13 protein-coding genes are annotated in these 14083 nt (G+C 50.1%); 8 read left to right on the top strand and 5 right to left on the bottom strand.

From position 1 onward, the window contains the following. The first annotated feature begins 10 nt into the window (after window positions 1-10). The 8 genes from MD588_RS06130 to MD588_RS06165 all read left to right on the top strand — a co-directional run bounded on the left by MD588_RS06130 (window position 11) and on the right by MD588_RS06165 (window position 6800). Window positions 11-475, top strand: a complete 465-nt coding sequence (locus tag MD588_RS06130; protein WP_265696123.1) for a copper chaperone PCu(A)C — start codon at window positions 11-13, stop codon at window positions 473-475. A 12-nt stretch (window positions 476-487) separates the two neighbouring features. After that, window positions 488-1108 carry a cytochrome c3 family protein gene (locus MD588_RS06135; RefSeq protein WP_265696124.1) on the top strand — a complete coding sequence of 207 codons (621 nt, stop codon included), beginning with the start codon at window positions 488-490 and terminating at the stop codon, window positions 1106-1108. Continuing rightward, window positions 1105-2763: an Lcl domain-containing protein gene (locus MD588_RS06140; RefSeq protein WP_265696125.1), complete on the top strand. Its 1659-nt coding sequence runs from the start codon at window positions 1105-1107 to the stop codon at window positions 2761-2763. The genes MD588_RS06135 and MD588_RS06140 overlap by 4 nt, the downstream gene beginning before the upstream one ends. A gap of 41 nt (window positions 2764-2804) precedes the next feature. Beyond that, a complete protein-coding gene (locus MD588_RS06145; RefSeq protein WP_265696127.1) occupies window positions 2805-3890 on the top strand; it encodes a YncE family protein in 1086 nt (361 codons plus the stop codon). A gap of 11 nt (window positions 3891-3901) precedes the next feature. After that, a complete protein-coding gene (locus MD588_RS06150; protein ID WP_265696128.1) occupies window positions 3902-4462 on the top strand; it encodes an SCO family protein in 561 nt (186 codons plus the stop codon). Next, on the top strand, window positions 4459-4986 hold the full coding sequence (locus MD588_RS06155; RefSeq protein ID WP_265696129.1) for a TlpA family protein disulfide reductase: 528 nt from the start codon (window positions 4459-4461) through the stop codon (window positions 4984-4986). Before MD588_RS06150 ends, MD588_RS06155 begins: the two co-directional genes overlap by 4 nt. After that, a complete protein-coding gene (locus MD588_RS06160) occupies window positions 4973-5311 on the top strand; it encodes a c-type cytochrome (RefSeq protein ID WP_265696130.1) in 339 nt (112 codons plus the stop codon). The genes MD588_RS06155 and MD588_RS06160 overlap by 14 nt, the downstream gene beginning before the upstream one ends. A 205-nt stretch (window positions 5312-5516) precedes the next feature. Next, window positions 5517-6800, top strand: coding sequence for a glycosyltransferase (locus MD588_RS06165; protein ID WP_265696131.1), 1284 nt, complete (start codon window positions 5517-5519; stop codon window positions 6798-6800). Window positions 6801-6839: 39 nt separating this feature from the next. On the opposite strand, the gene MD588_RS06170 is transcribed toward MD588_RS06165, so the two are convergent. From MD588_RS06170 to MD588_RS06190, 5 genes are all read right to left on the bottom strand, one after another. Further along, a complete protein-coding gene (locus MD588_RS06170; protein WP_265696132.1) occupies window positions 6840-7112 on the bottom strand; it encodes a hypothetical protein in 273 nt (90 codons plus the stop codon). A gap of 299 nt (window positions 7113-7411) precedes the next feature. Next, window positions 7412-8857, bottom strand: a complete 1446-nt coding sequence (locus MD588_RS06175; RefSeq protein ID WP_265696133.1) for an efflux transporter outer membrane subunit — start codon at window positions 8855-8857, stop codon at window positions 7412-7414. Beyond that, window positions 8844-11903, bottom strand: coding sequence for an efflux RND transporter permease subunit (locus MD588_RS06180; protein WP_265696134.1), 3060 nt, complete (start codon window positions 11901-11903; stop codon window positions 8844-8846). The genes MD588_RS06175 and MD588_RS06180 overlap by 14 nt, the downstream gene beginning before the upstream one ends. 9 nt (window positions 11904-11912) lie before the next feature. After that, the gene (locus tag MD588_RS06185) at window positions 11913-12998 is read right to left on the bottom strand and encodes an efflux RND transporter periplasmic adaptor subunit (protein ID WP_265696135.1); all 1086 of its coding nucleotides are present in this window, start codon (window positions 12996-12998) and stop codon (window positions 11913-11915) included. A gap of 172 nt (window positions 12999-13170) precedes the next feature. After that, window positions 13171-14052, bottom strand: coding sequence for a LysR family transcriptional regulator (locus MD588_RS06190; RefSeq protein WP_265696136.1), 882 nt, complete (start codon window positions 14050-14052; stop codon window positions 13171-13173). Between the last annotated feature and the right edge of the window lie 31 nt (window positions 14053-14083).

Raw genomic sequence — 14083 nt, forward strand, 5'->3', positions numbered from 1 at the left:
GGATTTTTATATGCGTAAGACAATGCTACTTTTTGCCTCCTTGTGCGCGTTCAGTGCCCAGGCAGAAATTACCGTATCTGACTGTGTTATTCGTGAGCCGGCCCCGGGTATGAATATGACAGCGGCCTATCTGACCATTGATTACTCCGATAGTGAGTCGATAAAGAAACTTCGTCTGCCGTCACCGGAATCCGTTGTCGGCGCTTCGATCGATAATATTTCCGCAAATGTCGAGATCCATAAAACCCAGATGGTTGATGGCACGATGAAAATGGTTCGGATCCCCGCTCTGAAATTGAAAGAGGGCAAGACCCAGCTAAAACCCGGAGGCCTGCACCTGATGCTGAAGGGCCTCAAAGTCCGTCCTAAGGCAGGTGAAACGTATCCCGTAAAACTCTGGATGACCTATACCGAAGATCTGACCTGTCAGGCCGTTGTAAAAACCAGTGCTGAAATCAATGCCGGCCAAGGATAGAGAGGGCTCACTATGAAATCGTTTTTAGCGCAGTTAGGCTCGGTTCGCCGGCGCGTTGCTCTCTTCTTGCTGGCTGTGGGGCTTGGGGTGGGGTTACTCAGTGCCCTGCCGGCGACTGAGGTGATGCATGCTTTGAGCAGTAATGAATTTTGTGCCTCCTGTCATACCATGAAACCCATGGCTGAAACCTTCAAGCTCAGTGTCCACGGCGGTAATAATTCGCAGGGGTTCGTCGCTGAATGTGTCGATTGTCATCTTCCCGAATCGAACATTGTCGAGGAACTCTATGTAAAAGGCACCTCGGGCATGCGTCATATGTGGGGGGAATATGTACTTGGGATGGAGGAGCTTGACTATCAGGCCCTGCATGACACCCGTACTGACTATGTTTTTGATTCCGGCTGTGAAAGTTGCCACAAGGCGCTTGAACAGCGCGCCATGGTCGCGACCGAGCTTTCGCCTGTTTCCGATCAGACTCATAGCTTTGTTTTTGCCAGAAAGGACACCGATCCTGACTTTCAGTGTTCTTCCTGTCACTACGATATTGCCCATCCAGATCTTAAGCGCAATATGCGTTTGAAGCGGGAAACTAAGCTGCAGGACATCGCCCAGCTTTCCGGAGGTACAAAATGATAATTAAACGCCTAGATATCCTCGTCGCGACGCTGGTTTCTGCCGCTTTTTCGCAACACCTGATGGCTGCCGAAGATATCAACAATGGTTATGAAGATTATACGATTAATCGCAAGATCGAAGATCTGACTGCCAAGGACAAAGCCTCTGCCAACCGGATTATCTACGGTTGTTACTTGGGCTGCCACCGTCCTGCTAAGGAAGAGGTTCCCGAAACATTAAGCCCGAAACTGGAAGGCTTTGATGCGCAATATTTCCTCAATCAGTGGGTTGATATGGACAATGAGCGCCATGCTGGTATTTCCTCGCAAATGAAGGAAATTGTCTATGCCAACCCAGTTCGGGATATGGCGTCAACTGCTATTGTACTGGGTGAACGTACGATGAGCTGGAACCCTGATCCTGAGGTGATGAAAAGTGAAGCGTATGCCCGTGGCAAGACCAAATATGACGGTGCCTGCAAATTCTGTCATGGCGAACAGGGGGCCAGTACCAATCCCAAATATCCGCCGCTGAAAGGCCAGATGCCGGCCTACCTTTTTGAGCAGCTGACCTCGTACCGGGATGGCAAGCGGGCTAATCGCAATGCTCCGATCATGATGCCTTTTGCCAAGATGCTCAGTGAGGAAGATTACAAAGATATTATCGCCTATGTCTCTGGTAAGGCATATACACCAGTAGAGCGCCGGGAGTTTATCACTGGAATCGGGATGCCGCCCGTTGAAGGCTTTGTTTTGCCGGACACCGGCCAGAACCAGAACTTTACCGACACCTTCGGTGAAGATAGCGATTACCCCCGTAACCCGCCAAGCTACACCATCAGTGAATCCGGCAAGGTGGTTGTTGATAACAATACCAAGCTGATGTGGGAGCGTGAAAGTTCACGGATTTGGATGACTGCCGTCGAGGGCCAGCAATATTGTGACAGCCTGGAGCTGGATGGCTATAAGGACTGGCGTTTCCCCTTGATGAAGGAGCTACAGAGTATTGCCGATATGGGAGAATTCCGTCCGGCCCTGAATACAGATATCTTCTCGAACATGCCTCGTCTAGCCTCGGGGATCTGGACTTTCCCGATCAGCGATCACCCTGATCATGTTTGGCATATCGGTTTTCCGGACGCCCACATTATGGGCCAGCATACAGCCTCGACCAAGCTAGTGCGCTGTGTGCGTGCTGATAACGGCGCGGCGTACCACAACATGCGATATGTCGATAATGGCAATGGCACTGTCACCGAAAAAATCACCAACCGGATGTGGCAGCAGAATATCGATTACCAGCGTCGTAACTGGGAGGAGTCGATTAAGTATTGCGAAAACCTTGATTATGCCGGTTACGATGACTGGCGCCTGCCGAACATCAAGGAGATGGTTTCTATTGTGAATTACAACAAGACCTCTCCAGCAATTGATGAGGAGTTCTTCCCCAATACACCGGTGAAATATTTCTTCTGGACTAGTACCTCTGATGTCGCAGGACCAACGTTGTTTATTCGCCCGCTATCGAAGCGAAAGAAAGATCAGACACCGGAAATGCTGGATCTGCGCCATACCGGCGATAACGAAGGCTGGGCAATGGGCTATCAGATTGGCTCGGGCTACGGGATGCAAAAAGACAACCAGTTCTATAACCGCTGCATTCGTACCCCATAATAGAGGTGGCCTCCGAGCTAACAACTCGGAGGCAGTTGACTATGAGAAAATACTTATTCTTGTTCTGCCTGCTAGTTTCAGTCCAATGCATGGCTTCCGACAGGTATGTGGATGGCGCCCGTTGGGCTTTTGTGTCTGACACGGCTTCCACCACGGTTGCAGTGATTGATACCTTCAATAATCAGAAGGTGGATATGCTTAAGCTGCAAGCGATACCTACTGAAATGGCGGTATCCGATATTCAGGATCTGCTGGTATATATCGATGGCAAAACAGCCAAGCTATTTATCTATGATTTGGCAGAAAAGACCCACGGCGAAATGGCACTGGAGTTTGTGCCAGATCAGATCGTCTTTCACTCCGATGGGGCGCAGCTGGCCATTGGCGGAAAAGACAAGCTTGTGTTCGTTAAGCCGCTGCAGAAGCAACTTTTCGATGAGATCACGGATATCCAAAGCCCGTTCAGCCTTAACTATGATAACGGTGGCTATAACCTCTATATCACCGAGCAGCAAAGTGGCAAGACGCTGATATATCGCCTTCATGACAAACAGCGTACGCTGGTTCAGCTTGGCCGTGGTAAGGTTTCCGAGATCACGCTCTCACCTGATTCTCGTTTAGGAATGGTGGCCCAGTATGATAGCAATTCCGTCTATATACGTGATCTGTTCATCAATCAGGATTTTGCCGTTATCGATTTGCCATCAACGCCGTATCGCCCTTATGTCAGCTCAGACAGTGAGCACATCATTCTGGCTTCGGAAAACGGTCAGGGGGCGGTAGTCAATGCCTGGAGCGGTGAGGTTGAACGATCGATAACGGTCGGTAAAAAGCCGCAGTCGCTGCGTTCGGGATGGCTTGAAACCATAGGTATCGTTGCATCCAATCAGGCTCTGACTGTATTTGATATCAAGGAAAACACTCCGGAGGCCACCATTTCGTTGTCTACGCCACTCAATGAAGTCGTCGTGGTTTCCGATTCCAAGACCCTGTTTGCCACTCAGGACAAATCAACGTCTCTGTTTGTTTACGATATCCGTAAGGCCGAGCGCCTGACGCGGATAGAAACCGGTTTGTCCCAGCCTAACCATATGGTTATGGGGATCACCAATACTATTTGCCATTAAAAGGAGAAGAGATGCGTATCGTAAAATTTGTGTTCGGCGTGCTCTTACTGTTATTGATAAATCTCCCCGTGATGGCAGCGCCGCTGACTTTTTCTCTAAACGAGGCCAATTTAGGTACAGTAACCGAGAAAAACTGGCCTGGTCACCACCTGCTGATTGGGATTGGTTATACGTCGTGCCCGGATGTCTGCCCAACGACCGTGATGGATATGGCATCAACGATAAGAAAGTTAGGGAACAAGGCCGACCAAATTACGCCAATTTTTATCTCGGTAGACCCCAATCGCGATACCCCAGAAAGTCTTGATAGCTATGTAAAATACTTTGGCCCGAAAATGATCGGTCTGGTCGGCAGTGACGAGCAGACTTCCCAGGTCGTCAGGGCTCTGAAGGGAACATATGGTTATTCGCTTGACGGGAAGCCGGTTTATCCGCCGCTTCCCAAGCAGTATGAGGTATACCATTCGGCTTATGTTTATTTTTACGGACCGGATCGCGAGTTGGTGGATGTATTTGGCTACGGCACGGGCAGCGAGCAGATGGCTAAAATCATTGCGGAGCAATTGCAATGAGAAAAATACAGTCGTTCTGGTGGCTTAAATTCGGCTTGGTGGTCGCGGTGTTACTGCCGCAGTTGGCTTTCGGCCGTCAAGATGGCTGCCCGGTACCGGCTGAATTTCTGCCTGTCGCCCCGTTTGAACTCCCTGTCGAAGTAAAGGATCGGATCGGGACCTCAGCTCCGGTTGAGCTAGTGAATTTCTGGGCGATCTGGTGCCGCCCTTGTCTCAAGGAATTGCCGCTGCTGGACCAGCTTTCTGGTCATCCTCGTTTTGATATTTCCGCAATCCATGTCGGAGATAACAAGCGGGAAATCAAAGCGATATTTAAGCGCCTGAAGATCAGCAATTTATCCACCACGCATATCAGTGATTTCGAGCCAGTCAGGGCTCTGGGCTTTGCCGGTATACCTTCTACTCTGGTGGCTGTTAACCAGCAAGTTCGATATCAGGCGATGGGGTATATCGCGACACCGAAAACAGATTTGGAGCAATGGCTGATTTGCTTAAGTGAGGAGTTTGGCAATGAAGTTTACTAGTTTAATACTGTCTGTGGTCATAGTGGCTGCCAGCCCGCTGGTCACTGCAGGCACTGAGCTTAATGGCAAGGTGTTATATGACAATCCCGGTAGAGGGGGATGTATTCAATGCCACGGCGAGGGGGGGAATGCTCCGGTGATGCCGATGTATCCAAAATTGGGCGGCCAAAATGAGATTTATTTATATAATCAGATGCTGGACTATAAAAACGGCAGGCGCAAGAATGGCCTGTATATCCCCATGGAAGTGGCCATGCAGCCGTTTACCGATCCGGAGATCAAATCAATGGCCTCCTATCTGGCCGATGTAGGGAGGGAGAGGTGAAATTATCTGATAGTTTCTGATGTTATCTAACGCGGACCTAAGATATGAGAATGTAGCGTCATAAGGGAAGTGCATTAATTTAGCATTACTATACTGATAGAAGTTTCCATGCACTGAGTGGTTGAATGAAAACGGGCTATCGGTTGCGAGATACGATTGCCTTTGGTGGCAGTCTAATTCGATATTCGGGGATAGGGGGAGGACAATGATGCACGTCCTCTATCTGAGTTATTTTTCCCCATTTCATCTTCATGCGGCGAGTAATCGTAGCCAGCGTTTTGCCCAGTACTTATCGCAAGCCGGGTGCCATGTTGACTTGCTCTGCGAGCCGCGGAATTCACAATGGCCCCAGCAACCCTATTTCTCTTCTTGGCAGCCTGACACGGCAATCACCCATCAGATGGTAGCATCTTGGGATATCGATTGGCTCTGGCGCTGGCCGGCTCTGTGCCAAACGACTCTGCGTCATATGAATCTGGGGCAAAATATGGGAGCGCGCCTGTTTCCCAGCCAGATATCGAGCGAAGAGAGTGATATCGCCAAGATGTTTTTGCTGGTGGATAAGCATTGGGGGTGGGTGATCCCGAGCTTATGGCAATGTTGTCAACATATTATGGCGAACCGGCCTGATGTTATTCTGGTGAGCTGCCCGCCGTTCAGTAGTTCGCTGATCGGATATTTTCTGTCGCGCTGGTTTGGTCTGCCGTTGGTACTGGATTTCCGGGATGCATGGTCTAGGGCAAGCTACTTTTCCGAGGGGAGAATATCACCTTGGGAAAAGCGAGTGTTGAGGCAGGCCGCAAAGTTAATTGTGACGTCCCAGTCTGATTGGCTTGCCTACCAGCGTCTGATTGGACAAGGAAAGGTTGCCTGGATACCGAATAGTTATGACTATATTCCCGAACCGGTTTTCAGGCATAGCGAGGTGTTCACTCTAGGCTATAGCGGATCGTGGAGTGGTTTTCGATGTTCAGCCGAAGGCATTTTCAGCCAACTGACCAATGTGCCGTTTACATTCCGTTTTATTAATATTGGTGAGCACGTACCTGTCTTTGATGGCTGGGTTAAGCAGTACGGCCTTAAGCATGTAGTCAAGACGATCGGCCAACTGGAAAAAAAGCAGGCGCAGTCGCTACTTTGTCAGTGTGATGCGTTGTTTATCCAGAAAGGCTCACCTGATCGGGGTAAAACCGATACCCACCTTGCCACCAAAGCGATTGATTATGTTGCTTGTGGTAGGCCAATCTTGGCGGAGTTGCCCGAAGGCGAAACGTTGGAATTTCTCCGCCAGTACGCCGGGCGGCTCTATGAGGTTGGTACTGATAGCCCTGGAGAATATTATCAGCAGCTCACTACCATGCACTGGGACTGGCAACAACAGCCAGAGCGTCAATACCGACCTTCAACTGAATTCTTCGAAGCGTTTGATGCTACAGCGTTGGGAGAACGGCTATATCAGGAACTGACTGAGATAGCCGGTTTTAAGTAATTTATTGGTTATCCGCTGCATACCGCAGTTATTGAAAAGTTATGACGACTTTGATTCGTCTTTCATATCCATACCAGAGACTAATGCTTTGGATTTGGTTCGGTTAGCATCGAGGACCGCGTCGTAGATATCGCCTTTTTCACCTTGGCCAGACAGGTATAGCCATCCATGAATCAATGTCATGAAGAACGAAAGCACCATGAATAAGGCAGGGAGCATACCTAATACATCCAACTTGAATAAGGCTAGGGATATCACAAAGCCGATGATATAGCCGATGGTAGCTTTTTTGTGGTTACTTCTAGATTTCATGTCTATCTCTTTGATACTGAGCTTTATTGTATTGACTTCATATCAGGGACACTACACCAGTCTAATTGCACATAGTTTGATATGGTTATCAACTCTGTCATTTATGGCTGTTATATGCTGCCGGTGATGAGTGGCCATGAGAAAGGTAGTAAGCGTTATCTTTTCGCTCGGATATATTGCTCAGTTGTTTTACGGATAGGCGTTAGTGATAAAAGTGACCTTCCTGCCATCAGAGAGAGTGGGAGTCTGTCTGTTAGCTATGGCGGGAAGGTCGTATTGCGTATTGAAGTTGGTCGTGTCTACAGAGCCCAGTCGCCGCCAAGAGCCTTGTTTAGGCCGACGGCAACATTGGCGGTCTGCAGCCGTGCCGCCAGAACCCGATCTGCCATAATATGTTGCTGGCGTTGGGCATCGAGTACCGCAAGGTAGTCAGCTAGGCCTGCCGCATACAGGGATTTCGCCTTTCGTACTGCGATATCAGTTTCGTCTTTTGATTCCACCACCAAAGCCAGATACTGCTGGCTGTTGCCATAGCCATGGAGCAGGGTTTCAACCTCGCCTATCGCACTGTTGACCGCATGCTGGTAGGACAGGGCGCTGCTTTTGAACCGTGCTTCCTGAATATCAACAAGGGCGTCATTTCGGCCGCCATCAAAGACGTTCCAACTTACGCCGATATTGGCAATCCAGGCGGTGGAGTCAGCGCTGAACAGATCATCAAAGTCTTTAGCCAATACACCAGGCGCACCGGTAAGGTAGAATTTGGGGTATTTATTGGCGACCGCAGCCCCTAACTCGGCGTTGATTGCCGCCATTTCACGTTCGGCAATCCGAATATCCGGCCTGCGTTGCAGGAGATCAGACGGCAAGCCGGTAGGAATGATCCCATTGAAGACTGGCAATGGTCTGGTATGACTTAACCGCGCCTGCATTTGGCTCGGGCTTTCCCCTAGCAAGATCGCTAGGCGTTGACGGTGGGCTGTTTCAGCGGTTTCTAGTTGCGGCACTATTGATTTAGTGGCTGCCAGCATGGCTTTGGCCCGAGCGAGGTCAAGCTCAGAGCCATAGCCACTTTTCAGCATCCTCTTGACCAGATCCAAGGTTGCGGTCTGATCGGCGACCATTGACTGCGCGATAGCCTTGCGTTCTTGGGCTCCTCGCATCTGCAGGTAGTTGTGAATCACCTCGGAAGTGATCATGGTAGTCAGGCCTTCACGGAAGATATCTGCCTGTTCTTTGCGTATTGCGGCGGCTTGCACCTGATTGTCTATTCGGTTGAATAAATCCAGCTCCCAGGCGATTGTCGCCCCGGCATGGAAAGCACTCTGATTCGAGTCGATCAATGCCATTCCTAACGGGTTGGTCGATGAGACAACCGGCCCAAGTAATGGATCATTCTCGCTCAGCCCCAGTGATGAGTAGCCAGCCCCCAAGCTGACTGTTGGTAACTTGAATGACTCAATGACATTTTGGTACGCCTGCGCGGCCTTGATTCGTTCAGCTGCAATTTTTAATGGTATGTTTTGCTGCTGAGCATCGACAACCAGCTGGTTCAGGGTTTGATCGTTAAACTGATACCACCATGTATCGGTATTGACAGTGCCTGTACTTGGACTTGTACCTGGTACTGCCTGATTTAAATACTCAGTTTCCATTATCGGATTCGGTATCTCGTAATCTGGCCCTACTGCACATCCTGACAGGACGAGGGCAGCAACAAGCGGTGACAGTTTAAGCAGTTTCATTGTTAAGCTCCTCGATGTGTGCAGTTGACTCGGTACGATAGAACAAGCGGTAGAGCGCCGGCATGACAAACAGCGACAGAACGGTGGCAGCCGCGAGACCGCCGATGATGGTTGCGGCCATCTGGTCAAACAGACGGTCTGACAACAATGGGACCATCCCGAGAGCCGTGGTTAACGCACCCATTGAAATCGCCATGGTACGGTTTAGGGTTGCTTCTTTGATGGCCTCTTCGAGTGGGCGGCCATTGGCTCGCTCAAGCTCGATTTGATCCATCAGTACAATACCGTTCTTGATGATCATCCCTGACAGGGCGATGGCACCGATTAAGGCCATGAAGCCGAATGGTTTGTCCATCAGGAGTAGGAACCAACTGGCTCCGGTTGCGGCCAGTGGTACCGTGATCAGAATGATCACCGGTTGCTTGAAGCCGTTGAATAGAGCGACCAGGATTATCACCATGATCAGAATCGCTTTAGGCAGCTGCTTGATGGTATCCGTTACCGCACGATCCTCATCGTAGTATTCGCCGCCCCACTCAAATTGGTAGCCTGCTGGCAGGGCAATAGCCTCGATGTTCTTGGCGACTTGTTTACGTACTTCAGAGGCCGTCTGGCCATGAACATCAGCCTGTACGGTGATGGCTGGCAGGCGGTTGCGGCGCCAGATCATGCTTTCTTCGGTTTTTAGCTCGAATTTGTCGACAACTTGGCCAAGCGGCACACTGTGAAGACCTGCGAGGGATTTCACTGGCAGCGTTTCGAGTGAATCAAGATCGGCATCGGCACTTCTCAGTTTAATTGGGATTAGTTCATCCCCTTGGCGAAGTTGGCTCAGTATGATCCCCTCACTGGCTCGCTTCATGGCAATAGCGACATCAGCACGGTTGATCCCGGCTCGGCGTGCCTGCTCTTGGTTAAGAGCAGGAACGATAACCTTGCTCTTCTGGCGCCAGTCGTCACGAACATATTTGGTGTGCGGATTCGCTGACAGGATCTGCTGTGCCTGTTCGGAAAGCTGATGCAATACGGCAGGATCCTGGCCGATAAAGCGCGCCTCGATACTGTATTTGTCCTTGGTGGCGAGCTTCAGTGGTCGGAACCGCGGTTCCGCATGCGGAAACGCAACTTTCAGCCAGGTATCACCACGTTCGACAAGGTTGGTAATCGAGTCATAGTCGTGGGTGTTGATTAATATTTGGCCGTAGCTTGCGTCATAAGGCTCAGGCTCGACGGTAACGGAGAAGCGTGGTGCACTTGCGCCAACAAATGTCGAAATATTTTTTACTTCGGGTTGCTCAAGCAGCCATTGCTCAATCTTTTTCATGTCTTTTGAAGTTTGCTCAACCTGTGCTCCGTTTGGAAGCCAGTAGTCAAGAAAGACCATTGGGCGGTCGGAGCTTGGCATGAAGTTAACCGAAATCTTCGGTACTACCAAGGCTGTGATAGCAATGAGTGGGACGAGCAGTGTTAGGCTTTTCAGCGGGTTATACACTGTCCAGTTAACTGCTTTGTTAAATAGCGATGGCTGGGTGGCTTTGCCGTTCTCGCTGGCTTTGTTTGGTCTGACCCATAGCCAGCATGACAGCGGGGTGACCGTCATGGCGACTAACCATGAGAACAGCAGCGACGAGCACATTACCCAAAATACCGAGATAGCAAACTCGGCGGAATCCGTCTGCGAGAACAGGACTGGTGTCGCACCCATAATCGCAATCACGGTTGCTCCCAGAAGCGGAAGAGCCGTTTCCTGAATGGTATCGATGGCCGCCTTGGTTCGTTCAATCCCCTTGTTCATTTTGGCTATGATCATATCGGTGATCACGATGGCGTTATCGACTAGCATACCCAGGGCGAGGATGAACGTCCCGAGGGATACTCGCTGTAGGTCAATGGCGGCGATTTTCATATAGATGAGGGTCAGTAGAATCGTTAACAGCAAACTACCGCCTACGATTACCGCGCTCTTGAATCCCATGAACAGCCATAGGATCACGACTACAATCGCCACACTTTCGATAAGGTTCGAGACGAAGTTACTGATTGACTTGTTGACCTCTTCAGGCTGAAACGCAATGGTATTTATCTCGACACCGACAGGAAGAGTCTGCTGGTACTCTGCAATAATCTGGTTGAGGGAATCACCCAGAGAGACCACGTTGATCCCGTTGACAGGGCTGACTGCAAGCGTAATGGCATCGTACCCGTTGAACCGGCTCTCAGAGAGAGCGGGTGTCTGATAGCCCATTGAAATATCGGCAATATCACCAAGGCGGATAAGCCCGGAACCTATGTTGCCAATGCCGCCTTTGATGGTTAGGTTGCGAATATCATCGATTGATTTGAAAGCGCTGCTTTGATCAATACGGATGCGTTCGACACCAGCTTTGAAGCTGCCCGCGTCAAAGATCATGTTCTGGCTAGTCAGCTGATTCAGTACCTGAATGGAGGAAAGCCCGTAATCCGCGAGGCGCTCATCTGGGAGGTCGACATTGACCACCTGATTGCGGATACCGTGCAGCTCAATTTTCTTGATACCATCAACGGTTTTAAGGCGACGCTGAAGTTCTTTGGCATACAGGCGGAGCTCGCTAGGCTCGACGCCATCACCTGAGACAGCAAAGAGCATACCGTACACTTCGGAGAATTCATCCTGAACAATGCTGATCTGGGCTGTAGCCGGCAGTGACAGCTTGGCGTCGTCAACTTTGCGGCGCAGGAGATCCCATTGTTGCGGCAGTTCTTTTGAGCTGGTGTACTCATGCAAGTCGATAAAAATCATCGAACTACCGGGGCGTGACAGCGAGCGGAGCTTCCACATCGCCCCCATTTCCTGCAATTTGGTTTCGAGTTTATCGGTAACCTGCGCTTCCACCTCGGCAGCAGACGCGCCGGGGTAGAGGGTAACGACGACTGCACTTTTTACTGTGAATGAAGGATCTTCGAGTTTGCCGAGCTTAAAATAGGACATCACACCGGCAATCACACACAGGACACAGAAAAAAGAGACGAAGGTGCGTTGCTTAATCGCAAATTCTGCTAAGTTCATGTTCTTTCCTTACTGTACGGCTACGCTGGTTTGGGTGGTACCCACGAGCTGCCCCGGTTTGAGGTAATGAGTACCGGCAGTGATGATTTGAGTACCCTGCCGCAGTTCGCCTGTGATGCATGCCTTGTTGGCGTGCACGGAGGTGACTTCGACGCTGGTAGGCATGGCTTTACCGCTTTTGACAACAAATACCGCAGGCCCTGAACTGTTCTCGACAAGTGCGGAGTAAGGGATACAGTAACCTTTTTGTTTCGGTACAAAAGGAAGCTCAAGTTGGATTGCTTTACCGGGAAGTAAATCAGTACTGGTGCCATTCAATAGGTAGGTCAGGGTGTAGGTCTGCTTGATCGGATCTGGAAGGGTGCTGACTTCTTTCAGCTGGGCAGAAACTGGCTGCTGGGCACCGTACCAGCTGATAGTGGCATAGGGATTGTCATTAAATCCCGCCACTAAGTTTTCAGGAACGTCAATGACAGCCTGCAACTTGTCGGGCTGATGCAGAGTGAACACCGGTAGGCCAGGGGCAGCCTGCTCAAACTGTTCACTAAATCGCTGGCCAATAACGCCGCCAAACGGTGCTTTTAGTTCGGTATAGGACAGGGCGTCCTTGGCTTTCTGTAAATTCTGTTCAACCACTTTAACCATCGCGTTGCTGCGCTTATAGCCGCTCATAGCACGGTCCAGGTTAACCGCTGCAATTGCGTTGTCTCCTGTTGCTTGCTTGACTCGTGAGAGCTCGATAGTCGCCAGTGCCTGCGCAGCTTTGGCTTCTTCCAGGCGTGCTTCTAGCTCGATGACGGTGACTTGGTAATCATGGGGATCTAGCCGGGCAATAATTTCCCCTTTGGTGACGCGATCCCCGGTTTTGACCAGTACTTGTTCTATGGTCCCCGGCACTTTAAAGGCTAGGTTTGCGGTATCTGCAGCCTCAAGGGTGCCAGAGAAGCGCTTCATATAATGTTGTGTTGGCGGGCCGAGTTTTATTATCTGGACCGGGCGAGGTGATTTATCTGCCTGTGGAGCAGGTACTTCGGAGCAGCCGGATAAAGCCAGTGCTGCTAATGGCGCAAGGATGAATAAAGGTGAATGGTTCATGATTGACTCCCACTGTCATTTGGGAGTCATTGTAGAGAGAATAGCTTTATCGATATGCTCGTTAGGATGTGAAATACTGTCATGAAAATCATGACAATATGCCGGTATACTTGAAGGCTGTCGTTATTTGAACGTTTGTTGCTCAATTATTAGGCCGAAATTTGAGACAAAGTTAGATGGCTTTCGGAATTTCTTCCAGCAGGTGATCAATCAGCAGTCTTGTTGCGTGGCTGATACCATGGCGGTTTGGATACAGTAGCCAAAAGTCCTCTGTTTTCGACTGGTATTCTGGTAATACGCGAACCAGTTCGCCGTTTTCCATGGCGCTGGCTGCCAATAGCAACGGCAGAAAGCTGATCCCCTGGCCTGCAATCATTGAACGGCGAACAAAATTGGTGCTGTTGCTGCTTAACTTAGGAAAAACTCTGATTTCGCTATCTGTAAAATGCCAGACATCCTCTAGGTTGCCGTCAGGCCAGCGGTAGCAAATACAGCGATGATCGGCAATATCTTCCACTGTTTCCGGTTGACCATACTGGGCAATATATGTCGGGCTGGCGAGCAGGATACGACTAATTTTCGTAATGTGGCGGGCAATAAAGCTGGAGTCCTGTAATTGACCGACATGGAAGGCTAAATCCAGACCCTGCTCATAGATATCCTGATAGCTGTTGCTGCTAAAGCGAACATCCAGCTCTATTTCTGGGTACATTTGCTGAAATGTGGCAAGAATGGGTTGAATTGCTTCATCCGTGTCTGGCAATACTCCTATCTTCACCTTGCCGACGGGCTTGTCGTCCAGTTGGTACATCGCTTCTTGCGCTCGTTCAATCCCGGCGACGATTTTCTGAAGTTCCCGATAATAAATTTCGCCGTGCTGGGTCAGGCGTAACTTTCGGGTTGTGCGGAAAAAAAGCTGGGCATTGAGGTGCTTTTCAAGCTCACCAATCCTGCGGCTTACATTGGCACGAGGAAGATCTAATGCATTGGCGGCAGCAGTAAAGCTGCCGAGTTGAACTACGGTGGTAAACAGTTTTAGATCGTCAAGACGCATACAGGTGTAGCCAGCAAAGAGGATAAGTTTG

This window comes from Photobacterium obscurum, assembly GCF_026191635.1.
Taxonomy (GTDB): domain Bacteria; phylum Pseudomonadota; class Gammaproteobacteria; order Enterobacterales; family Vibrionaceae; genus Photobacterium; species Photobacterium obscurum.

What these genes read in the sequence shown, in the direction of transcription:
- MD588_RS06130 (WP_265696123.1), top strand. Translation starts at nt 11, where the DNA reads ATGCGTAAGACAATGCTACTTTTTGCCTCCTTGTGCGCGTTCAGTGCC.
- MD588_RS06135 (WP_265696124.1), top strand. Translation starts at nt 488, where the DNA reads ATGAAATCGTTTTTAGCGCAGTTAGGCTCGGTTCGCCGGCGCGTTGCT.
- MD588_RS06140 (WP_265696125.1), top strand. Translation starts at nt 1,105, where the DNA reads ATGATAATTAAACGCCTAGATATCCTCGTCGCGACGCTGGTTTCTGCC.
- MD588_RS06145 (WP_265696127.1), top strand. Translation starts at nt 2,805, where the DNA reads ATGAGAAAATACTTATTCTTGTTCTGCCTGCTAGTTTCAGTCCAATGC.
- MD588_RS06150 (WP_265696128.1), top strand. Translation starts at nt 3,902, where the DNA reads ATGCGTATCGTAAAATTTGTGTTCGGCGTGCTCTTACTGTTATTGATA.
- MD588_RS06155 (WP_265696129.1), top strand. Translation starts at nt 4,459, where the DNA reads ATGAGAAAAATACAGTCGTTCTGGTGGCTTAAATTCGGCTTGGTGGTC.
- MD588_RS06160 (WP_265696130.1), top strand. Translation starts at nt 4,973, where the DNA reads ATGAAGTTTACTAGTTTAATACTGTCTGTGGTCATAGTGGCTGCCAGC.
- MD588_RS06165 (WP_265696131.1), top strand. Translation starts at nt 5,517, where the DNA reads ATGATGCACGTCCTCTATCTGAGTTATTTTTCCCCATTTCATCTTCAT.
- MD588_RS06170 (WP_265696132.1), bottom strand. Translation starts at nt 7,112, where the DNA reads ATGAAATCTAGAAGTAACCACAAAAAAGCTACCATCGGCTATATCATC.
- MD588_RS06175 (WP_265696133.1), bottom strand. Translation starts at nt 8,857, where the DNA reads ATGAAACTGCTTAAACTGTCACCGCTTGTTGCTGCCCTCGTCCTGTCA.
- MD588_RS06180 (WP_265696134.1), bottom strand. Translation starts at nt 11,903, where the DNA reads ATGAACTTAGCAGAATTTGCGATTAAGCAACGCACCTTCGTCTCTTTT.
- MD588_RS06185 (WP_265696135.1), bottom strand. Translation starts at nt 12,998, where the DNA reads ATGAACCATTCACCTTTATTCATCCTTGCGCCATTAGCAGCACTGGCT.
- MD588_RS06190 (WP_265696136.1), bottom strand. Translation starts at nt 14,052, where the DNA reads ATGCGTCTTGACGATCTAAAACTGTTTACCACCGTAGTTCAACTCGGC.